Annotated in this window: 19 protein-coding genes; 10 read left to right on the top strand and 9 right to left on the bottom strand. The window is 55.3% G+C overall.

What is annotated here, in order from left to right:
* Nucleotides 1-20: 20 nt before the first annotated feature.
* From Dvar_RS34880 to Dvar_RS34855, 6 genes are all read left to right on the top strand, one after another.
* A complete protein-coding gene (locus tag Dvar_RS34880) occupies nucleotides 21-827 on the top strand; it encodes a dihydropteroate synthase (protein ID WP_419657783.1) in 807 nt (268 codons plus the stop codon).
* A 273-nt stretch (nucleotides 828-1,100) separates the two neighbouring features.
* Nucleotides 1,101-1,886 carry a transporter gene (locus Dvar_RS34875; RefSeq protein ID WP_419657781.1) on the top strand — a complete coding sequence of 262 codons (786 nt, stop codon included), beginning with the start codon at nucleotides 1,101-1,103 and terminating at the stop codon, nucleotides 1,884-1,886.
* 415 nt (nucleotides 1,887-2,301) lie between these two features.
* Complete coding sequence (locus Dvar_RS34870; RefSeq protein ID WP_419657780.1) at nucleotides 2,302-2,934, top strand: cobalamin B12-binding domain-containing protein; 633 nt, start codon at nucleotides 2,302-2,304, stop codon at nucleotides 2,932-2,934.
* Between the two features lie 85 nt (nucleotides 2,935-3,019).
* Nucleotides 3,020-4,354 (top strand): uroporphyrinogen decarboxylase family protein, encoded by a 1,335-nt coding sequence (locus Dvar_RS34865; protein WP_419657778.1) that lies wholly within the window; start codon nucleotides 3,020-3,022, stop codon nucleotides 4,352-4,354.
* A gap of 282 nt (nucleotides 4,355-4,636) precedes the next feature.
* Entirely contained in the window at nucleotides 4,637-5,521 is an 885-nt protein-coding gene (locus tag Dvar_RS34860; RefSeq protein ID WP_419657777.1) for a transporter, read from the top strand.
* A gap of 153 nt (nucleotides 5,522-5,674) precedes the next feature.
* Nucleotides 5,675-6,895 (top strand): CynX/NimT family MFS transporter, encoded by a 1,221-nt coding sequence (locus Dvar_RS34855; RefSeq protein WP_419657775.1) that lies wholly within the window; start codon nucleotides 5,675-5,677, stop codon nucleotides 6,893-6,895.
* A 14-nt stretch (nucleotides 6,896-6,909) separates the two neighbouring features.
* Here Dvar_RS34855 and Dvar_RS34850 read toward each other — a convergent pair whose 3' ends face one another.
* A complete protein-coding gene (locus tag Dvar_RS34850; protein WP_419657773.1) occupies nucleotides 6,910-7,983 on the bottom strand; it encodes an XdhC family protein in 1,074 nt (357 codons plus the stop codon).
* Nucleotides 7,984-8,111: 128 nt separating this feature from the next.
* Between Dvar_RS34850 and Dvar_RS34845 the strand changes: the two genes are divergently transcribed.
* Nucleotides 8,112-8,306: a hypothetical protein gene (locus tag Dvar_RS34845; RefSeq protein WP_419657771.1), complete on the top strand. Its 195-nt coding sequence runs from the start codon at nucleotides 8,112-8,114 to the stop codon at nucleotides 8,304-8,306.
* Between the two features lie 204 nt (nucleotides 8,307-8,510).
* Nucleotides 8,511-8,930, top strand: coding sequence for a VOC family protein (locus Dvar_RS34840; RefSeq protein WP_419657770.1), 420 nt, complete (start codon nucleotides 8,511-8,513; stop codon nucleotides 8,928-8,930).
* 2 nt (nucleotides 8,931-8,932) lie between these two features.
* Here the strand turns inward: Dvar_RS34840 and Dvar_RS34835 are convergent, their stop codons facing one another.
* Complete coding sequence (locus Dvar_RS34835; protein WP_419657769.1) at nucleotides 8,933-9,118, bottom strand: hypothetical protein; 186 nt, start codon at nucleotides 9,116-9,118, stop codon at nucleotides 8,933-8,935.
* 440 nt (nucleotides 9,119-9,558) lie between these two features.
* Between Dvar_RS34835 and Dvar_RS34830 the strand changes: the two genes are divergently transcribed.
* Both Dvar_RS34830 and Dvar_RS34825 read left to right on the top strand, forming a co-directional pair.
* Nucleotides 9,559-10,131 carry a carboxymuconolactone decarboxylase family protein gene (locus tag Dvar_RS34830; RefSeq protein WP_419657767.1) on the top strand — a complete coding sequence of 191 codons (573 nt, stop codon included), beginning with the start codon at nucleotides 9,559-9,561 and terminating at the stop codon, nucleotides 10,129-10,131.
* A 69-nt stretch (nucleotides 10,132-10,200) separates the two neighbouring features.
* On the top strand, nucleotides 10,201-11,268 hold the full coding sequence (locus tag Dvar_RS34825) for a GGDEF domain-containing protein (protein WP_419657765.1): 1,068 nt from the start codon (nucleotides 10,201-10,203) through the stop codon (nucleotides 11,266-11,268).
* A gap of 302 nt (nucleotides 11,269-11,570) precedes the next feature.
* Here Dvar_RS34825 and Dvar_RS34820 read toward each other — a convergent pair whose 3' ends face one another.
* From Dvar_RS34820 to Dvar_RS34790, 7 genes are all read right to left on the bottom strand, one after another.
* Complete coding sequence (locus tag Dvar_RS34820) at nucleotides 11,571-11,834, bottom strand: DMT family transporter (protein ID WP_419657764.1); 264 nt, start codon at nucleotides 11,832-11,834, stop codon at nucleotides 11,571-11,573.
* Between the two features lie 4 nt (nucleotides 11,835-11,838).
* Nucleotides 11,839-12,294, bottom strand: a complete 456-nt coding sequence (locus Dvar_RS34815) for an adenylate/guanylate cyclase domain-containing protein (RefSeq protein WP_419657763.1) — start codon at nucleotides 12,292-12,294, stop codon at nucleotides 11,839-11,841.
* A gap of 11 nt (nucleotides 12,295-12,305) precedes the next feature.
* Complete coding sequence (locus Dvar_RS34810; RefSeq protein ID WP_419657761.1) at nucleotides 12,306-12,815, bottom strand: hypothetical protein; 510 nt, start codon at nucleotides 12,813-12,815, stop codon at nucleotides 12,306-12,308.
* A complete protein-coding gene (locus tag Dvar_RS34805) occupies nucleotides 12,812-15,967 on the bottom strand; it encodes an efflux RND transporter permease subunit (protein WP_419657759.1) in 3,156 nt (1,051 codons plus the stop codon). Before Dvar_RS34805 ends, Dvar_RS34810 begins: the two co-directional genes overlap by 4 nt.
* Complete coding sequence (locus Dvar_RS34800; RefSeq protein ID WP_419657757.1) at nucleotides 15,964-17,433, bottom strand: efflux RND transporter periplasmic adaptor subunit; 1,470 nt, start codon at nucleotides 17,431-17,433, stop codon at nucleotides 15,964-15,966. The genes Dvar_RS34805 and Dvar_RS34800 overlap by 4 nt, the downstream gene beginning before the upstream one ends.
* Nucleotides 17,434-17,534: 101 nt before the next feature.
* A complete protein-coding gene (locus Dvar_RS34795; protein WP_419657756.1) occupies nucleotides 17,535-19,103 on the bottom strand; it encodes a TolC family protein in 1,569 nt (522 codons plus the stop codon).
* On the bottom strand, nucleotides 19,100-20,509 hold the full coding sequence (locus Dvar_RS34790) for a TolC family protein (protein WP_419657755.1): 1,410 nt from the start codon (nucleotides 20,507-20,509) through the stop codon (nucleotides 19,100-19,102). The genes Dvar_RS34795 and Dvar_RS34790 overlap by 4 nt, the downstream gene beginning before the upstream one ends.
* Nucleotides 20,510-20,647: the final 138 nt, after the last annotated feature.

The raw sequence follows: 20,647 nt of genomic DNA, 5'->3' as shown, positions 1-20,647 counted from the left end.
ATGCAAAAGAGGTCCTAAGCATGATTATCATTGGAGAAAAAATTAATGGTACGCGCAAAGCCGTAGCCGCCGCCATTCGGGAAAAAGATGCGCAGTTCATCCGTGATCTGGCAACGAGCCAGGCAGAGGGCGGGTCCACCTATCTTGACGTAAATGCCGGCACGGCCCCGGAACGGGAACCCGATGACATGGCGTGGCTGGTCAGCACCATTCAAGCGGTTTGTGACCTTCCACTTTGCCTGGACAGCGCCAATCCCGCGGCCCTCAAAGCCGGCCTGGACGTCGTCAACACCTCCCCGATGATCAACTCGGTCAGCGGCGAGCAGGCCAGGATCGACGGCGTGCTGCCCTTGGCCCTGGCGCATCAGACCGACCTGATCCTGCTTGCCCTGGATGACAAGGGCATTCCGGAAACCGTGGAAGGCCGCATGGAAATCGTTCGCAAACTGGTCGGCATGGCCCTGGACGGTGGGCTCACCCAGGCAAAGTTGCATATCGATCCGTTGGTCACGGCCATCAGCACCGGTACGGGCAACGCCATCTTGACCTTTGACACCATCCGCGCCATCAGAAGCGAGTTCCCCGATGTTCATATTACCGGCGGGGCCAGCAATATTTCCTTTGGCATGCCCCTGCGGCCCATCATCAACCGCTATTTCATGGCCCTGGCCATTCAGGCTGGATTGGACAGCGCCATCATCAATCCCAATGACAGGGAACTCAAAGCCGCCATCATGACTGCGGAAATGCTGATGGACCGCGACAAATACTGTCTCACGTTTAACAAAGCGTTTCGGGCCGGTAAGATCGGTCCCAAACCCGATTAATTCCAATTCATAACGTTGCATCATAAAGATTGAGGAAAAGTAGCTGATCAAAATGAATGTTCTCGCTAAGCCACATCCCTTTTTTCTTCTGTGTTCTCCCAAAATATTTTTTATTTTTCTCAATCTTTTTTCCCTTTCGGGAAAATCCGGAAGATGCCGGCCCCGGCGTTGCCTACCGGTTGCGGCAGACGACGATAAGGGCTCCCCTAAAGCCCTGGTTCTGGTGTCTTCCGGGTTTTGCAACATTTCAGACCAGCCGGAAACTGTATAAAGGTGATTGTCGGCGGTGCCCAGCTGGATCAGCAGGTTTGTGACTACATCGGTGCCGATACAACAATGGATGACAGTGGCAACGCGGTCGAGGGTGCGGGAACGGACCTGATGGTTTATGCCAACGTGACCCAACTATGCTGGATGACCGAGAAAAAGCTGTTCGGTGCCGATTATGGCCTGGATTTCTTCATCCCTTTTGTTTACTCGGATCTTGAGGTCGTACCGGCCGGTATTGATGAAAATACGTTCGGTCTGGGCGACATGTTCATCGATCCGTTGGTATTGGGATGGCACGGTAAGCAGTGGGACGCCTTTCTGGCCGCCGGGGCCTACATGCCAACCGGCGAGCATGACGAGCCGACATCACCGGGCAAAGGGTACTGGACCTTTATGGAGCAGGTTGGGGGCACCGTGTATTTCGATACGGCCCGCACCTTAACGGCTGCGGCGCGGGTCCGGTTTGAACAGAGTACAAAAGATGATGACACCGACACGACCGCCGGTGATGAAATGATTTTTGAATACGGTCTTGGCAAGGATTTCTCCTTGAGTCAGAACCTTCTGGCCACGATCGGTGTGGCCGGATACTCCTACTACCAGTTGACGGCGGACAGCGGGCCGGAGGCAGCCGACACCAAGTTCTCCGGCCATGGCGTCGGACCGGAAATCCAGCTGACCATATTCAAGCCGTTTATCAATCTTACCTTTCGTTACGAGTTTGAGTATGGCGTGGAAAACCAGACCGAAGGCGACAATGCGACCTTCGCGATTACGGGGTCATTTTAAGGCGTCAAGTACCTTATGCTTGCGGAAAATACGGTCAACATTGGACCTGCCCGCCGGCATTGGCATCGCTAAACGAAAGGAATCTAAGTTTATGACTGATTCAGAATCTACCTACCAGGAGCGGGCGAAACGGATTGCGGATGCCATTTCGCTGAAAAAACCGGATATTAAAAAAAATGCTTGACATTTAGCCGATGGACTAGTTTATGGTGGGTCGGATGCTATAGTCATCTATAAGAATATATTGATTTGGCTGTTATTGGCTATGCGGCCCTGAAACCCGGTTGGAAAGACTCCTCCCTTGCCTGATCCAGCCGGGTTTCCAGGCCGCTTTAATCGGGTTTACTTATTATCGGATAACCAATTCAAACAACGTTGATTCAGGTGCATGGGAACTGAACAAAAAGGAGCCGCGATGCAAGAACTAATTGATGCCATGGTAGAGATGATGGAAGACAAGGTGCTGGAATTGACGAAACAGTATCTGGAAGACGGCAAAGATCCGGTGGAAGTATTCCGGGCCTATCAGAGTGCCATGGAAGAAATCGGCAAACGGTTTGAGGGTGGCACCTACTTTATTCCTGAGCTGATCATGTCCGGCGAAATGATGAAGTCCGGCAGCGAAGTCATCAAGCCGTATCTGAATGGATCGGAATCGGGCGCAGGCACGGAAAAAATCGGCAAGTTTCTGCTGGCGACCATTGAAGGGGACATTCATGACATCGGTAAAAACATCGTTGCCATGATGATGGATTTGAACGGCTTCGAGGTCCTGGACCTGGGCGTGGATGTACCGGCGGACACGATTATCGAGAAGGCCAAGGAATTCGGCGCGGACATCATCGGTGTGAGCGGGCTGTTGACGCTGGCATTCGATCCCATGAAGGGGCTGGTGGACAAATTGAAGGACGCCGGTTTGCGTGACCAATACAAGGTGATTGTCGGCGGTGCCCAGCTGGATCAGCAGGTTTGTGACTACATCGGTGCCGATGCCTTTGTGACCGATGCGGTGGCCGGCATCAACCAATGTAAACAATGGGTCGCCTAAGGCCGATAGTAAAAAAATATATCCAGTGTCCGTCTATAAATCAGCCATTTCTGGATGGGCACAACATAACCACGGGAGGAAAATTATGGTAGACCAAAACAACAAACTGTCGGTCACAGAGCGACAGGATGCGTTTTTAGCCCAGTGGGCATCGGGAGAAGGCATTGAATTCGCAAGCCCGGAAAGCAAGGCTGCCTATCAGGAGCGTGCCGGCCTGGTTGCCGATGCACTGAAGATCAGCCCGGACATCAAACGGGTGCCGATCATGCCCCTGACCACCTTTGCACCGACCATGCTCAAAGGTCTCAGCGGCCGTGAAGCCATGTACAATCCGGAAGCCGCCGGTCAGGCATATTTTGACTTCTGCACCACCTACCAGCCGGATACCGCCGGTGCCGCACCGATGCTGATGTATGGTCCGGCCCTGGAAACCCTGCAGTACAATCTTTACAAATGGCCCGGGCACGGGGTTGCCGAAAATCTGTCCTATCAGTTTAACGAAAAAGAGTACATGAAACCCGAAGAATACGATCACCTGATCAGTGATCCGACGGATTTCTACCTGCGTTCCTGGATGCCCAAAACCCACGGTGCCCTGGCACCCCTGGCCAACATTCCTCCCATATACGGCGCCATGGAACTGCCCATGCTTGGCCCCTGGCTGGTTGCCATGGGGACTCCGCCGGTACAGGAGGCGCTCCAGGCGCTGATGAAGGCGGGCAAACAATGCTTTGATTGGATCAACACCATGGGCCCGATCCTGGGCCAGATCATGGCCAGCGGCTTTCCGTTCGGCGCCGGCGGGGCCACGAAAGCACCGTTTGACGTGCTCAGCGACTCCTTCCGCGGCACCACGCCGCTGATGATGGACCTTTACCGTCGTCCTGAAAAAGTGATCGAGGCGACCCAGCGTCTGGTCCAGCCCATGATCGACCAGGGAGTGAGCGGCGCCGTGGCCAATGGCAATCCCATTGTATTCATCCCGTTGCACAAGGGGGCCGACGGGTTCATGTCCGATGAACAGTTCCAGAAGTTCTACTGGCCGACTCTCAAAGCCGTCATGTACGGTCTGGCCGAGGCGGGATGTGTGCCGGCCTGCTTTGTGGAAGGCGGGTATAATCAGCGTATCGAGTATCTGGGCGAGACCGCCGACATTCGCTCCATGTACCTGTTTGACCGCACCGATATGGCAAAGGCCAGCCAGGTGCTGGGCGGTAAAGTCTGCATCGCCGGGGGCTTTCCGGTGTCCTTGATTCTGACCGGAACCGTAGACCAGGTGAAAGAGGAAACCAAGAAACTCATCGACACGGCCGCCGCTGACAAAGGTTATATTCTCAGCATTGGATGCGCCCTTGATGAAGCCAAACACGATACCATGAAAGCATTCGTGGAGGCTGGAAAAACCTATGGTAAATACTAACTAATATCTGACCAGAAATGGTGAATTTCGCCCGAGTCCAAGGCGGCCAAAAAATTCAAACCGGAGGAATATTGGTAATATTTTGAGGATTTGAATTTGTTGCCCAACGCCGGAATCGGGTGAGAGGCGCCGTTTCTGTATGGGGACTAACCAGCGGCTTGGTGTTCTGCTGCTGGATGCCTGGGGACCGCGGAAAAAGGAAGATTCGCGGTCCCCAGGTTAGAATATAGAACCACGGTAATACGCACACGCAACATAAGAAAATATAGAGAGAGAACCTTGATGAAGACAAAAAAACTGCTGGTATTGACAATTGTTATTGCATCACTGCTGCTGCCTGCTCTTGCCATTGCGGATAATGATCCCAGAGACGGTGTTCCGGCGCCCGGTGGAACGGATATTTTTCTTTTTTACTACCGGCACTACAACGGGAACGATTTTTTTGTCGATGGAGACAAACTGGATGGCAAAACCGATTTTGAATTTGAGCTGGCCATCGCACGGTATGCCCATTTTGTCAGCCTTGGAAATTGGACCTGGAGCTACGATATTGTTCAGCCTTTCGGCAGCATGGATCTTGAAGTCGAGGCGCTCGGGATCGATGGCGCCGGTAACGGACTGGGGGATACCTGCGTGGCCACCCACATTAATACGCCGTGGTTGATGCCATCAGAAACCATGAAATACGGCATGTCTGCCGGCTTTTATCTGACGGCGCCAACAGGCGATTATGATGCGGACGAAGCGGTGAATTTGGGCGCCAACCGGTGGGCGTACAAATTCGAGTTTACTCCCGTGATCTGGCAGATGGGGCCCCTGGTGTTAGAGCTTACCGGTGATGCTCAGTTCTACACCGATAATGACGAGTATACCCCCGCCTTGTCCAACCAGGAACAGGATCCGCTGTTTGGGCTCCAGACCCATCTGAGCTATGATATCAACGACTCCTTTTGGGTCGGCGTCAGCCACTACTTTTATACCGGCGGTGAAACGACCGTGGACGGTGTCGATATGGATGACAAGACTGAAACCCAGGCCCTGAGATTCACCGGGGCAATAAAATTGGCGCCCCAGGTCCAACTGCTCCTTCAATACCATACCGAGCTGGAACGGGAAAACGGTGTCGAGCAGAATTACATCGGTACCCGGCTGGCATATTTTTGGTAGTCGTTTTTGTTAAATGATCAATGGGTTGTTTGAGGAATTGTTTTTTGATCATATTCATTGACTACCCCAAGGCCCGCCAAACGGCAGAATTGCTCTTTTTGCCGCGCGGCGGGCCTTTTTTTTGCCAAACGAATAAAGAGGAAAAAACAGACAATGGCGGCAAACAGGTGGATTGGATTTACGGTCGTTTTTCTGGCAAGCATCACTATTGCCATGAATCAGTTCAAAGTGCCCCCGGTGATGGTGGAGATGATGGGGGCGCTGAACCTGGATATGATTGCCGGCGGAATGGTCATGTCGGTCTATGCGCTGACGGTGATCATTCTGGTGTTCCCGGCCGCTTTCGTGTTGTCCCGGATCGGCGCGAAAACAACCGGACTGGTGGCCATCGGATGTTCGGCCGTGGGACCGTTGCTCGGCGTGCTGACGTCCAACTTCCATCTCTTGCTGATCAGCCGGGTGATCGAGGGCGTGGGCTCCGCATTTATCAGTGTGGTGGCCCCGACCATCATCGCCCGCAGTTTTAATGCAAAGGAACGCGGAAAACCCATGGGCATCTGGGCCGGGTGGGTACCCATTGGCGTGGTTCTCATTTTTAATCTGGCTGTTCCGTTGTGCACCATTTTTGGTGGCTGGCGTAGTCTGTGGTGGTGTTGTGCGGGCTTAAACACCATCTTCTTTATCCTTTTTCTCATTTGTATCGAAAAAGATACGCCGGCCAGCGTCAGCCGGAGCGATACGCAAAAAACCGGCAGCGGCCTTTCCGCTTTTAAGAATGTTGCCATTTTGGCGCTGGGACTGGCCTTTTTCGGGACCGCATTCAGGGATGTCGGGTTTTCCACCTGGGCGCCCAAATATTTTCAGGACGTTTTATCCATTGGCGCCTCGAGGGCAAACTTCTTAAACAGTTTTGCTTATCTGGTTCAGCTGGTGGGAACCATCGTTGGCGGTATGCTGATTGACCGGGGCGTCAGCCGAAAAGTGTTGCTAATGGTTTCGGGTGTGTCGACGGCGGTTGTCGCCGCGTTCTCCTTTTCCTTGCCCGCCTTATGGATTTTGCCCTTCATGTTTGTCGTGGGGCTGATGGCCGGATTTATTGTGATCAGCTGTTTTACGGGCGCGGCCGGAGAGTCCGCCGATCCGTCGGAAATCCCCTGGGCCGTTGCCATCGCCAATTTCGGTTGCTTTTTGGCGATCATGATCGCTCCCGTTGCTGTGGGCGCCATGGTGGAAAGCAAAGGGTGGGGCGCCGGTACACTGGTCGTGGAAATCGGCGCCATGGTTGTGATCCTTGCCGGCCTGGTCTACGCGCGGTTCAGCCGATGTGAGAAAAACATGGCCCCCGCTTCGGAAGGCAACTTTCAAGGCTGTTAAAAAAACGGTTCTTCTCATGCCGAAGCCGTCTTCCATGCATTTCGTTTTTCAGCGCGCAGTGAAATGATTTCGGCGATAATACTCACAGCAATTTCATCTGGTGTTTCCGCCCCGATATCCAATCCAATGGGAGAATAAACGGCGGACAAGGCGTCCGGTGAAAAACCGCTTTTCATCAGCACATCGTAAATTACATCACGCTTGTTGACGCTGCCGATCATTCCCAGGTAGGCGTGGGGCTTTGGTAGCATCGCTTCCAGAACGAGCCGGTCATGGGCGTGACCCCGGGTCATGATCGCGATATACGTGGCGTAAGTCGTCTGAATCTGCCTTACGGCCTGCTCGATCGGCATGGCATGAATCTCGTCGGCATCTGGGAATCGATCGGCGTTGGCGTATTCGGCCCGATCATCGACGACGATGATGCGAAACCCAAGCCTTTTCGCCAGGGGCGCAAGACAGATCGAAATATGACCGGCCCCGAAAAGCAGCAGTACCGGTGTCCGTTCAAGGGGATCGATAAAAAATTCCCGTCCGGTTTCAGGGCAGCGGATCAAACCCGGCGATTCGATGTGGGCCAGATCACCAAGCGAGGATATCCCGCCGGAAATGGTGCCGAGCGCCTGGCCGTCCATTCCCACAAACATCCGCTCACCCGTTAGCGGGGCTTCTCCTCCGGCGGTTTTGACCAGGGACACAAAGGTGCCGGGGATACCATCCAGAATGTGTTGCTTTGTCGCCTCAAAAAAGGAAACCACCTCAGCATCGGTATGCGGAAGCGGTACCATCAAAATATCGACGCTGCCACCGCAAATCATCCCGGAATCGTCCGCTTCTTTTCCGATCATGCTGTAATGGATGACCTGGGGACCTTTTTGCAGATCGAGTTGTCTGGCTTTTTCCAGCACCTCATATTCCATTTGGCCGCCGCCAATGCTGCCGACCAGTGTACTGCCACCGAGCAACAAACAGCTTGCCCCGACATCGCGGGGCGCAGATCCGTCCCTGTTGATAATCCGAATCCAGACCATTGAGCGGCCCTGGGCTAAAAAACGTGCGATTCTGACATAGTCGTTGCTCGAACTCATGGTAAAACTTTCCTTATGGTCGCTGATTGTATATGGACACGCCAAAATTCGGCAAGACTATAAGGAAAGGATTTAAGATGCAAACGATTATTTTTTTCCGCGCTGAGTAACCGCATTGGGTCGCAGGCATGGCCAGCGCCTACAGATCGGGTGATGGATTGCGCTTAGGAGAAATCGAATCGATAGCATTCCGCTTGCCCTTCAGCCTTCAGCCCAAACGGCTATCCGCCTATAATCGCCGGCATGGCCAGCTCCACAAAAAACAGTACATGAACAAGCTGTTGCCGGTTGTAAGAGCGGGCCATGCCCGCGAAAAAAAATAATCAATCCAGTTGATGCCCCCCTGCGGAGCATGGGCCCCAGACGCATCACGCATCTGGCACAATCAGCCTTTTTTTGTTATGAATGCCGAGGCGATGACGTCAAGCAACCGTCATTTTTTGTTTACCAGTTGAAAGGCAATGTCACGTACCGGACTTGTGTTTGTTTACGATTAAAAAAACGCTCAGCTTGGGGAGATGATAAGGATGACAGTCAACAAGATCGATCACATCTGTATCGCCGTAAAAGATCTGGCCGCCGCGCGTAAAATCTGGGAGCCGATCCTGGGCAAGAGCGCGCCGGATGATGAATACATCGATGAGCCGGAAAAAATAAATGTCGCCCGGTATTGGGTGGGAGAGGTCGGGTTCGAATTGATGGAATCCACCACGCCGGACGGCGATGTCGCCAAATACATAGAAAAACATGGCGAAGGCATCATGCTGCTCAGCCTGAACGTCGACGACACGCGTGAATCCATGGAAACGCTTAAGAACAAGGGCTATCCATTTATCGGTGGCGCCCGACCTTTCAGGGATTGTGAATATGCATTCATTCATCCCCAAAAGGTCAACGGCGTCCTTTTGGAACTTATCGATTACAAATGGGATGAACTCAAGAAATAACCCTATCCCTTGTCGTGGGCCGAACAACTGCCCTTGGGCGATTGACGGATATCACTTTGATGCTTGGCGATGGATATGATTGTTGAAATGCCTGTCTTGACCGATTCCGGGATCTCCTGGGCCTGAATTTTTTCTGCCTCTTCACAAATTGCCTTGAATGCGCTGGATATCTTATCTGTACTCAGCATGGCTGACGCTCCTTTGCTTGACGGGTTGGTGATGCTCGTCCTGTAAAATCGTTACACGGAAATCTAATACAGGCTCGTCTGATGTCAAAAACAGGGCGGACAGGGAACCCGTTCTTTACGAGGATCAGGTGGTTGTCCGAGCCGCGAATTTGACTGCACCGTTTGCATAGCCATTCGAAGCGTGCAATTTTTTTTAAAGAAGTATCCTTTTCAGCCGATATGTTCATGAGAAATCCTAAATCGTTTTCATCAATAGTTCTCATTGTTCTTTAAAATATTTTCTCAATGTAAAATTCAAGAATTGGGTAAATGACAATAAAACGTTTTATTTCAGATGGTTGTGAAAAATTGACTTGTTTTTCAAAAAACGGTTCAGACCATAGTGCCACAAAGTTGCGGTTTTTTTCCTAGGAATTTGATTTTAAATCATAGCAGGAAGGATGGACACCAAGATGCAGCGCTATACACTGACCGAATACGAAGATGCTTCCACACAAACGCAAGCAGTTTATGACGACTATCTGCGCACCACCGGATCAACATCGGTGCCCGTATGGCTAAAGAGCATGGGGCATAGCAGTGCCCTGACCAAGGCCTACTGGGAACGGGCCAAAGGAACGCTTTTTAGCGGTAGCCTCCCTCTGCCACTAAAGGAAATGATTGTATTTATCGTTTCCGCCAAAAACGGCGCCCGCTATTGTTCCGCCTGCCATGCCCAGTGCGTGTTGAATCTGGATAAGGCGTTCTCCCTCGACGACCTTAAATCTGCGGTCAAATCCAATTCTGATTTCGAGATGCCCGCCTACTATCGAATCGTCGTCGATTTTGCATCCAAGGTTGCCGAAGATGCGAATTCCATGACCGATGAAGATTTCGAAGATCTGCTGGATGAAGGGTTCAGCAAACAGGAGGTCTGCGAAATTATCGCTGTCATTGATCTGGCCGCCATGTTCAACATCTACACGAGTACCTTGCGGTTGGACCTGGATCCGGATTACTGCGCGGTTCTGTGATTTTTGACACATTTCAAAAATGCCAAAATTTAAAATGCTCAGTTCTTTACTACTGAGGTCCCGACCGCCATGGATACCGGATCAACCTGGAGAGAACTCGCCGCTCAGCAGTTGGTGAGATACGAAGCGCTTTTCAAGCTTCTCGATGATATCCAGGGGCTTGATGAAATTCCCGCGATGTCGCACCAGGTCGCCATGCAGTGGAAATATTTTGCCAGCGTCAGCAGTTGGCGGATGGTTGTTTTTCATGAGCGTCGCTTCTGCGTGATTGACGGCTTTCGGGGTGAAGCGCATGTCCAAAAAAAGACCACCCTGTCGCGCTGGGATGCCTATCACCGGTCATTGCAACGCCCGTGCGCCAGCCATATGCGGGGCAATTTGATTCCGGGGCACCCACCGCCGCCCGAGCACCTGGCCGGCAAGCGGATCGCAGAGGTCCGGGTGTTCCCGTTCAAACGCGCAGACCGCTGGATTGCGCTCTTGAGTGTTGCCGCCAGAAATGAACCTTTCAGCGAACTCGACACCAGGTTCATCCGTATCTTTGGTTCTCACTTCGCGGATCGGATTTCGGATATCTTGCTTCGCCGCCAGGCGACCGAAGCATTGATACAGAAAGCATCACACGATGCCCTGACCGGCCTGCTGAACCGCGGTGCCATCATTGAAAGGCTCCAGGCGTGCCTGGAACTTTCCAATCATAGTCATCAACCGTTGAGTGTGATTCTCGCGGACATCGATTTTTTTAAAGTCATCAACGATTGCCACGGGCATCTTGTGGGCGATGCCGTGCTCCGTGAAGTGTCACGCCGGTTTCAGGCGCAACTGCGTGACAACGATAGCGTGGGACGTTACGGTGGAGAAGAATTCCTGTTCCTCCTTTATCCATGCGATACCGAAGGGGCGTTAACGGTGGCCGAGCGTGTCCGACAAGCCATTGCCGACTCACCGATTATTCCAGGCGGGAACTCGAGCAGGCCGGTCGATGTGACGATCAGCCTTGGCATATCAAGCACCAGCATCCATGCGGGTGTGAGGACCGACGCCCTCCTCAAGCAGGCCGATGATGCGCTTTATCGATCAAAGGCAAACGGGCGCAATCGTGCGACCATGGGGGGGACAAATGGCAGATCGTTGTGAAACAAGGTAATATGAGAATGTCCTCATCTATCCCAGGAAAGGCGGTAAAAGCTACCATCAGCCTAATTCAGGCAGTTCAATCTGTTCTGGATGCCGGATCCAGTCCGGCATGACGCGTCAGGCACTTTTTATACGCTTATCAATGTTGATGCACTCGTAAAAAGTTGCCGTTCGGGCGGATTCGTAAAAAGCCCGAGATCAAGGCTTGCGAATCCTGAGGAATGAGGCGTACATAGAGTACTCCGCAGTGACGAAGGATGAAGCGTAACGCCGATATCGGGCTTTTTACGAATCCGTCAATGTTACCGGTATTGAATCAGATACAAACTCAACAGCAGTCCGGCGCATCCCAGAATGCGGGGAACACTGATTGGATATCTGGCCAGGCCGAATACCCCAAAATGGTCGAAAATAACCGACAGGATCAATTGACCGACAATGGTGGCCACAAGGGTGTTGGCGATGCCGATGCGCGGCGCCAGCATCAGGATCGTGGGGACGAATATCACGCCGTAGATGCCCCCGCGGTAGTAATACAGGGGAACCGATAAGATCTCCAGGTGCAAAAGATCAACCCATAGATTGAACGGTGAACAGCCGAAGCGGGTCACGGACGCCGCTGACGGAAACCGGTTCCAGTGGATGCAGCGCAATTTTCGATCCCGCCTTTTTTTGGACCGCATCACTGAGTAGAATGTCCGTGCCCAACGTTTTGTTGAGGTCTTGAATTCGAGAGGCGACGTTCACCGTTTCGCCAACCAGGGCATAGGAAAGCCGCTGCGCACTGCCGATATTGGCCGCTACGACCTTGCCGGCGTGCAGGCCGATGCCATGCTGAAGGGGCGGATAGCCCTGGCTGGTGAGCGTCTGGTTGACCTGAGACAGGCGCTTGCGCATCTCGATGGCTGCATGGATGGCGCATTCCTGGTGATTTTCCATGGCTATCGGAGCACCGAAAACCGCCTCTATTTCATCGCCGATAAACTGCAGCACCAGGCCGTTGTTGACGGTGATGGCCGCAGACATGGCCTCGACGGCTACATATGATGGTACCAGAATTTGAACACCTGCTTTTTGTCGCTTTCTTTAAGCAGGCAGATGACGCCGTATTTCCCCGGTTTATCAAAGGTGAAGTTCGCGGCCAGGATGCCGCTGTAGTTTTTCAAGGGACTGATCTGCTCCGTCTTGTCCGGAGCGATGACCTTGATCTTGCCGATGGCGTTTTTGATGGGCGCACCGCTTTCCGCCTCCTTCAAGTTGACCATGATGTGATGGGTGTCGCCCTTGTCCGAGGTCATGTTCATGCTGGCCAGGCTCATCACCTCGAACGCCGCTTCGATTCCTCCTTCGGTGGCCGTATGTTTGAAGGTGCCGCCCATGCCACCATGATCCATGGATTTACCGTGAGCCGTGTGATCCATTTGCTCGTCTGACTGCATGTCATGCCCGCCACCGGATCCGTGGCTGCCGTGCTCCTGCATCCCCATGACCGGTACGGCGATAAGAATGATGATTGAAAGTGAAATGAGAAATAATGGTTTTTTCATGGTTTGACCTCCAAGGTTGAATTAAATAGTGATTCGTCATCGCCGTTTCCCTCCGGCAGCCGCCATCCTTTCCATAGTGCATAGATCACCGGCACCACGATCAGGGTCAATACGGTGGCACTGACCATGCCGCCGATCATGGGCGCGGCAATGCGTTTCATCACCTGGGAGCCGGTCCCGTGGCTCCACATGATGGGGGCCAGCCCGGCCATGGTGGCCACCACGGTCATCATTTTGGGGCGTACCCGCAGGGCCGCGCCCTCCTCGATGGCCATGTACAGGTGGCGCCGGTTGAAGTGCCGGCCGTACCGGGCTTTGAAATTCCGGTACGATATGTCCAGATAGATCAGCATGACCACGCCGGTTTCGGCGGCCACGCCGGCCAGGGCGATGAAGCCCACGCCCACGGCCACGCTCATGTTGTATCCCAAAAGGTACATCAGCCAGAACCCGCCGGTCAGTGAGAAGGGCACGCTGAGCATGACCAGAAGACTTTCGGACATATTCTTGAAGTTGAAGTAGAGCAGCAGGAAAATGATCAGCAGGGTCATGGGGACCACGATCATCAGACGTTTTTGGGCGCGGACCATATACTCGTACTGGCCGCTCCACACCAGAGAATAGCCTGCCGGCAGTTCCAGCTTTTCCTTCACGGTCTTCTGGGCGACCTTGACATAGGTGCCCACGTCGATGCCGGTAATGTCGATATAGACGAAGGCGCTGTTACGGGCGTTCTCGCTTTTGACCACCGGCGGTCCCTTGACGATGCGGATGTCGGCCAGCTGGCCGATTGGGATATGGGCACCGGCCGGTGTCGGAACCAGGATGCGCCGCAGCTTTTCCGGTGTATCGCGCAGTTCGCTGCCGTAGCGCAGGTTGACCGGATAGCGCGCCAGCCCCTCCACGGTTTGGGTGATGTTCATGCCGCCGATGGCGGTCATGATGATGTCCTGCACGTCTCCCACGGTGAGCCCGTAGCGGGCGGCCGCTTCACGACGGATGTCGTAGTCCAGGAACTTTCCGCCGGTGACCCGCTCGGCATACACGCTCAGGGTTCCCGGCACCTGGCGGATGATGGCCTCCACTTTTTCTCCCAGACTGCTCAGCACGCTCAAGTCCTCGCCCATGATCTTGATGCCCACGGGGGTTTTGATGCCCGTGGAGAGCATGTCGATACGGGTCTTGATGGGCATGGTCCAGGCATTGGTCAGGCCGGGAAACTGGATGGCCTTGTCCAGCTCGTCGACCAGCTTCTCCATGGTCATCCCCTGCCGCCATTCAGACTCGGGCTTGAGGGTAATGGTGGTTTCGATCATGGTCAGGGGCGCCGGATCGGTGGCGCTCTCCGCCCGGCCGATTTTGCCGAAGGTATGTTCGACTTCCGGAAACGTGGCGATGATGCGGTCGGTCTGCTGTAGCAGTTCCCTGGCCTTGGTGATCGAAATACCCGGCAGGGTGGTGGGCATGTACAACAGATCGCCTTCATTGAGCGGGGGCATGAATTCGGATCCCATGCGTTTGATGGGAATCACGGTCACGGCCAGCACCACGAGGGCTCCGGCGATAACCAGGGCCTTTTTGCGCAATACCACTTTGATCACCGGATGGTAGATCCAGATGAGAAATCGGTTGACCGGGTTTTCGCTCTCGGGTTTGATTCTGCCCCGGATCAGGTAGCCCATGAGAACGGGCACGATGGTAATGGCCAATAGGGCCGCGCCAACCATGGCATACGTTTTGGTGTAGGCCAGGGGACGGAACAGGCGTCCCTCCTGAGCCTGAAGAGTGAACACGGGCAGAAAGCTCACGGCGATGATCAACAAGGAGAAGAACAGGGCCGGGCCGACCTCTTTTGCAGCCTCGGCAATCAGTTCCCAATGGGGCTTTTTGCCGCCGTCGCGTTCGATGTGCTTGTGGGCGTTTTCGATCATGACAATGGCGCCGTCGACCATGGCGCCGATGGCGATGGCGATGCCGCCCAGGCTCATGATGTTGGCGTTGATGCCCTGGCGCTGCATGATGATGAAGCTGATCAGTACCCCCACCGGCAGGGTGAAAATGCCCACCAGGGCGCTGCGAAAGTGAAACAGAAAGACGATGCAGACAATGGCGACGATCAGGTTCTCTTCGATCAGCGTGGTCTTGAGGTTGTTCACCGCCCTCAGGATGAGCCCCGACCGGTCGTATACACTTTTTATCCTCACCCCATCGGGAAGGCCGGCTTCAAGCTGCTGCAGGCGCGTTTTCACGTTGTCGATCACCTTCAGGGCGTTCTCACCATAGCGCATGACGATGATGCCGCCCACCACCTCGCCGTCACCATTGTAGTCGGCGATGCCCCGGCGCAGTTCCGGTCCGATCCTCACCGTGGCCACGTTGCGCAGCAGGATGGGAATGCCCCGCTGGTCCACGCCCAGGGGCACGGTGTTCAGGTCCTCGATGGTTTTGATATACCCCAGCCCGCGAACCATGAACTCGGTCTCGCCCATCTCCACCAGCCGGCCGCCCACGTCCGTATTGCTGCGCTGGATGGCCTTGCGGATTTTCTGGATGGGAATGTTGTAGGCGCGAAGCTTGTTGGGATCCACCACCACCTGGTACTGCTTGACGAATCCGCCGATGGAGGCCACCTCGGACACCCCGGGAACACTGGCCAGCTCATAGCGCAGGAACCAGTCCTGAATGGATCGCAGCTGGGCCAGGTCGTGGCGGTCGCTCTCTAAGGTGTAGGCGTAGACCCAGCCCACACCGGTGGCATCCGGCCCAAGGGTGGGATTCACCCCGTCGGGCAGCCGTCCGGCGACAACGTTCATGTACTCCAGCACACGGCTGCGCGACCAGTACAGATCAGTGCCGTCTTCGAAGATGATATAGACGAAGGAGATCCCGAAAAAGGAGAACCCGCGCACGACCTTGGCAAAGGGCACCGACAGCATGGCCGTGGTCAGCGGATAGGTGACCTGGTCCTCAACCACCTGGGGGGCCTGGCCCGGATACTCGGTGAGGATGATCACCTGCACGTCGGACAGGTCGGGAATGGCGTCCAGGGGCGTGCGGGCGATGGCATAAATGCCGGCGGCGACGACAAAGGCGGTGCCCAGGATCACCAGGAACTTGTTCTGGATCGACAGGTCGATGATTTTTCCGATCATGGTGTCGCCCCTTCCGACGTCTTCGAATCTGCCGGATTCTCCGCGTCCATATTCAAACCTTCCATGTCCATGTCCGCTTCCATGGTGAGTCCCTCTATGTCGAGATCGTCGTCCATGGTAAGCCCCTGCATATCCAGGCCGTCGGCATCCTCGCTGCCTGCTCCGGTGCGTGCCTCGAGCATTTTGGCGATGGCTTCCTTGAGCCGGCTCTCCGAATCCAGCATGAACTGGCCGGAGACGACGATCTGCTCACCTTCGGTAAGGCCGTCGATCACTTCAAACAGATAGTCGCCGCCCTCGACGCCCAGGGTGACCTCCCGGGCATCGAATTTGCCTTTGCCGCGGGAGACGAAGACCCGCTTTCTCACCCCGCTGTCGATGACCGCCTCCTGGGGGACCACCAGCCGTGGTCCGGGCAGAACGCTTTTCAGAACTACATTGGCGTACATCCCCGGTTTGAGCAGGTTGTCCGGATTGGGAAAGGAGAGCCGCAGGCGGGCCGTGCGGGTTTTGGGATCCAGAAACGGGTAGATGAAGAGTACTTCACCGGCATAGCGTTTCCCGGGAATATAGGCCAGCTCCATCTTGGCGGCCATGCCCTTATGCACCCAGGGCAGTTCGTATTCGTAGATGTCCACATCCACCCACACGGTGGACAGGTCGGCAATCTCGTACTGGTGTTCCCCGGCCTTGACGTAATGCCCCTTGAGGGCGCTTTTCTTGATGACCACACCCGAGGCCGGCGAGTAGATCGTTATGGTTTTCTGGATCTGGCCGTCTTTTTCCAGTTGGGCGATTTGCGCATTGGTAAGATCCCAGTAGGCGAGCCGGGTGCGGGAGGCGTCCAGCAGACTGTCGCTTTCCTGCCGGGCGTTTTTCTTGCGTCCGTTTTGCTGGCGAACGGCAATCAGGTATTCCTGCTGGGCGGTCAGTAAGTCGGGGCTGTAGATATCGAACAGGGGCTGGCCTTTTTCCACCGGTTCCCCCAGAAAATCAACGTACAGGGTCTCGATCCAGCCGTTGAACTTGGTGTTCACCGAATAGAGCCCGGTTTCATCGTATGTGATCGTGCCGAATGTGCGGATCGTTTTGGAAAGGCGCCTTTTTTCGACGCGCCCCAGCCGGATGCCCATGTTCTGGCGGGTAACCGGATCGATGCGGATCGTGGAGGTGGGTTCTTTTTCCCCGCCTTCTTCTTCGTAGACCGGCACCAGGTCCATGCCCATGGGGGATTGGCCCGGCTCGTTACGGATGTAAGTCGGGTCCATGGGCGCCACCCAGTACTTGATCTTCTTGCCGGTCGCAGGATCCAGCATGCCGGCCTTAAGACTTTCTTCCGCCCGGGCATTTGCCGGTGCCGGAAGAGAAAACAAAGACCCATCGCTTGCCCAAGGTGACGGATAAAGGGTCAATACAAGGGCGATAGACGATGCGGCAATGGCAGTGATGATTTGATTTGCAGACATTATCAAAATTCCTTTCCAATGTAACCCAACCAGACGGCCTCGCTGATCAAAAGGTCGAAGGGTGTCAGCGCCAATGCGTCAAGGGTGAAGCCGTAACCATTTTACTGCGATCCCCTGGCAACGCCGGATCTGGCGTCCGCCGGCTTTTTTAATAGTGGCGTGCCGACGCGGCACTCCAGTTCAAGCCGGGCAATGCCCACATCACTGTTGCGGCGCTGGCCGGCCAGGTTGACGTCCAGCCAGCCGGTGTAGGAGGCGATCACGTCGGCAAAGGATACCTTGCCGGATTCATACCCGCGGGTCGACACGTCCAGGGAGGTCCGGGCCAGTTCCAGCAGCCGGTTGTTGAACAGGGATCGCTCACGCCTGGCTTTGTCCAGATCGAACCAGCCGGTGCGGACCATCAGCCGGGTGCGTGCTTCGGCCTCGGCCAGATCCGCCTTCAGGGCGACCAGTTTGCGGCGGGTTTCGCGAAGATAGGCGTCCCGGCTGCCGAACCAGGCATTTTGGGGCAGCCCCTTGCCCCGTGTCGGCGACAGGTTGGTCGCGAACGACGGTTTCATGCCGCCGCTGCCCACCTGGACAGCGGCCTCATCCGTGAACAGTGCGGTATTCCGGGAAAGCGCCGGCTGGATCATGGTCTCGGCCATCTCGATCATGCGCTGCATCCTGGCGATCAGGGTGCGCATGCGGCTGAGCTCCTGGCGGTTGGCAAGCGCCAGGGGATACAAATCTTCCAGGCTGGGAATCCGGGTGTCCGGGACGGTCGACTGCGGCCATCCAAGAGACGGCCCGGGCTCCATATCCATCAGGGTCAGCAGTTCGGTTTCCAGATTGACGCGCTGTTTTTCAAGGGTGGTCAGCTGCTCGATCAATTTCTCACGGCCGATGCGGATCTTGACCACATCCTGGTAGCTGGCCTTGCCCGCCCCGTAACGGGTGGTGGCCACCGACTCCAGGTGGCTCAGCCGATCCAGCGTGTCGCGGGTAATGGCAAGCGCCTGGTGGGTGTAAAGCAGGTTCCAGTAGGCCTTGCTGCCCTGGGCAACCACATCCCGCCGAACTCGATCGAGCTGGTGAACCCTGTCTTCCACATTCTTCTCGGCGATCTGGCCTTTCAGGGCCGTCACACCGGGGAAAGGGAATTTCATCTGGATCGTGTCCGCCCCGCCGCGCATCGGTCCGACCCCGGCCATGACGCCTTCGGTAAAGGCGGAATACTGGCGCAGGATTGCATCCAATTGCTCGACCTGGCCGAAGCCTTCCAGTGCTGCCTTAACGCGGGTGGCAGCCGCTTTGATCGACGGATTGCGCAGCAGGATCAGCTGCCGGGTCGCCTCGAGTGAGAATTGATGCTTGAGAATGGAAAGTGTGTTCGCATCATCCCTGGCTACAACGGCCAGTTCTCCTGCATGGGCAGGCTGGATGCGGCAGCGCAGTGCCTCGGCCCAGCGATCGCGCATGGCATTGATGGACTGCGTCTCACCATCGAACGCATCGGCCGTGACTGTGTCCGGGGATTGGGGCGCAGCCGACACATGCAGCAATGCCGGCGGGGAATAGGCTTCAATGTCCTGTTTCAGATCACGGTATCCGCCAACGGCTGTCCCGGCCATCCCGGAAAACCAGACGGCAAGAATGCCGGCAACCAGTAAAACCAGGGTCTTCATTGCGCCTCCTTTGCATCGGGTGGCGACGGCAACTGAACATCACCGGTCAGATGGGTGCCGGCCAGGCGTTCGAGCCCGGCCAGGCTGATGCCGTAGTCCGCTTTGGCGCGGGCCAGGGCCAGTTGAAAGTTGTACCAGACGGACTGGGTCTCGATGAAATCGGTAAACGACGACTCGCCTTCCCGGTACCAGACCTCGGCGATCTGCATGGATCTGGCCGCCTGGGGCAACAGATCGTTTTCGTACAATTGAACCACGCGTAATGCATTGCGGGTCTTGAAATACAGCGTGCGAATGTCTGTCTGCACCGTGTTGATGCGCAGCTTTCTATCGGCCCGGGCCTTTTCTTTTTCCGCCATGGCTTTGTCCACGCGGCTGTTGTTTTTGCCGAACCACAAGGGAATGGAAAAGCCCGCCTGGACGCCGATCGCGTCCCGTCCGGCATCCTCGGGGGGGACCGGCATGTCGGGATTGCCGATACCGGCGTAAAACAAGCCGATTTTAAAGTCGGGCAGGTTCTGGAACCGGGCCAGAGACACCTGGGTATCGCCTTTTTCCACCCCCACCTGGGCCATAAGAATGTCTTCCTGATTGGCTTCGGCCAGGCGGTAGATGGCGGAAAGGTCGACTGCGAGGGGATGGATGACCGGCGTGACCAGATTTCCGATGGCTGCATCGGGATCACGGTCCAGGAGTCCGTTGAGACGGGTGATTTCCGTCTGCTCCAGTTCTTCCAGCAGCAGGGCATCGTATTGCAGCTGGCCGCCCTGGGACTGGGCTTTGATCACATCGGTGAGGGTGGCCCGGTCATCGGCATGGGCAGTCTCGGCGATTTTGCGGATGTGCTTCAACAGGTCGGTGTTCTGCCCGGTGATGGCTCTGGCCTGACGGATATACCACAACTCAAAGTAGGACGCCTTGACGGCCCGGATGGTTTCCTTGACGGTCTTGTCCAGATTGAGGCGGGCGATGCGGGCGTCGGCTGCCACCAGCTCCCCGGCCTTGGACAGCTTGCCCGGAAAGGGAATCATCTGCGAGATCTGGGCGTTCCAGTCCTGGGGGCCCAGGCGGGTTTCGATGGGTTCGGGAAACCAGGTCACCATCAGCTGCGGGTCCGGGTAACCGGTGGTCACCCGATAGCGTTCCACCGTTGCCCGCCAGGCTTCACGCGCCTTCCGGATCGATGGATTGTGGGCATAGGCATGATCGATAAGATCGGCAAGGCCCACCGTCGGTGACGTGGTGAGGCTTGCGCGGTTGGGATTAGGATTGACATCACCGGCCGATACCTGGGCCCCGACCAGAAGCATTATCATGGCAAGGGGGACCGTGACGCGCCGCCTTTTCCGACCGAACAGTGGCGTGGCCACCATAATCTGTAAAGAGCATAAAAATTGAAAACCCATGTTGAACTCCTGGCACTTGATGATGGGTGCGTGAAAAAGCCGATTCCAACCTTTTCAGAAGAATAGTCTCATCAATTGCCGTGCCACATTGATAACTATTTGATAATTCAACGATTACATGTTGATTTGGATTTTTTT

This window comes from Desulfosarcina variabilis str. Montpellier, assembly GCF_048565275.1.
GTDB classification, from domain to species: Bacteria; Desulfobacterota; Desulfobacteria; order Desulfobacterales; family Desulfosarcinaceae; genus Desulfosarcina; species Desulfosarcina variabilis.
The sequence above is the reverse complement of the archived record's forward strand: the minus strand, read 5'-3'. Positions and strand labels throughout refer to the sequence as shown.

Coding starts and splice junctions, on each gene's coding strand:
- Dvar_RS34880 (WP_419657783.1), top strand. CDS start 21: ATGATTATCATTGGAGAAAAAATTAATGGTACGCGCAAAGCCGTAGCC.
- Dvar_RS34870 (WP_419657780.1), top strand. CDS start 2,302: ATGCAAGAACTAATTGATGCCATGGTAGAGATGATGGAAGACAAGGTG.
- Dvar_RS34865 (WP_419657778.1), top strand. CDS start 3,020: ATGGTAGACCAAAACAACAAACTGTCGGTCACAGAGCGACAGGATGCG.
- Dvar_RS34860 (WP_419657777.1), top strand. CDS start 4,637: ATGAAGACAAAAAAACTGCTGGTATTGACAATTGTTATTGCATCACTG.
- Dvar_RS34855 (WP_419657775.1), top strand. CDS start 5,675: ATGGCGGCAAACAGGTGGATTGGATTTACGGTCGTTTTTCTGGCAAGC.
- Dvar_RS34850 (WP_419657773.1), bottom strand. CDS start 7,983: ATGAGTTCGAGCAACGACTATGTCAGAATCGCACGTTTTTTAGCCCAG.
- Dvar_RS34845 (WP_419657771.1), top strand. CDS start 8,112: ATGGCCAGCGCCTACAGATCGGGTGATGGATTGCGCTTAGGAGAAATC.
- Dvar_RS34840 (WP_419657770.1), top strand. CDS start 8,511: ATGACAGTCAACAAGATCGATCACATCTGTATCGCCGTAAAAGATCTG.
- Dvar_RS34835 (WP_419657769.1), bottom strand. CDS start 9,118: ATGCTGAGTACAGATAAGATATCCAGCGCATTCAAGGCAATTTGTGAA.
- Dvar_RS34830 (WP_419657767.1), top strand. CDS start 9,559: ATGGACACCAAGATGCAGCGCTATACACTGACCGAATACGAAGATGCT.
- Dvar_RS34825 (WP_419657765.1), top strand. CDS start 10,201: ATGGATACCGGATCAACCTGGAGAGAACTCGCCGCTCAGCAGTTGGTG.
- Dvar_RS34815 (WP_419657763.1), bottom strand. CDS start 12,294: ATGTCTGCGGCCATCACCGTCAACAACGGCCTGGTGCTGCAGTTTATC.
- Dvar_RS34810 (WP_419657761.1), bottom strand. CDS start 12,815: ATGAAAAAACCATTATTTCTCATTTCACTTTCAATCATCATTCTTATC.
- Dvar_RS34805 (WP_419657759.1), bottom strand. CDS start 15,967: ATGATCGGAAAAATCATCGACCTGTCGATCCAGAACAAGTTCCTGGTG.
- Dvar_RS34800 (WP_419657757.1), bottom strand. CDS start 17,433: ATGTCTGCAAATCAAATCATCACTGCCATTGCCGCATCGTCTATCGCC.
- Dvar_RS34795 (WP_419657756.1), bottom strand. CDS start 19,103: ATGAAGACCCTGGTTTTACTGGTTGCCGGCATTCTTGCCGTCTGGTTT.
- Dvar_RS34790 (WP_419657755.1), bottom strand. CDS start 20,509: ATGGGTTTTCAATTTTTATGCTCTTTACAGATTATGGTGGCCACGCCA.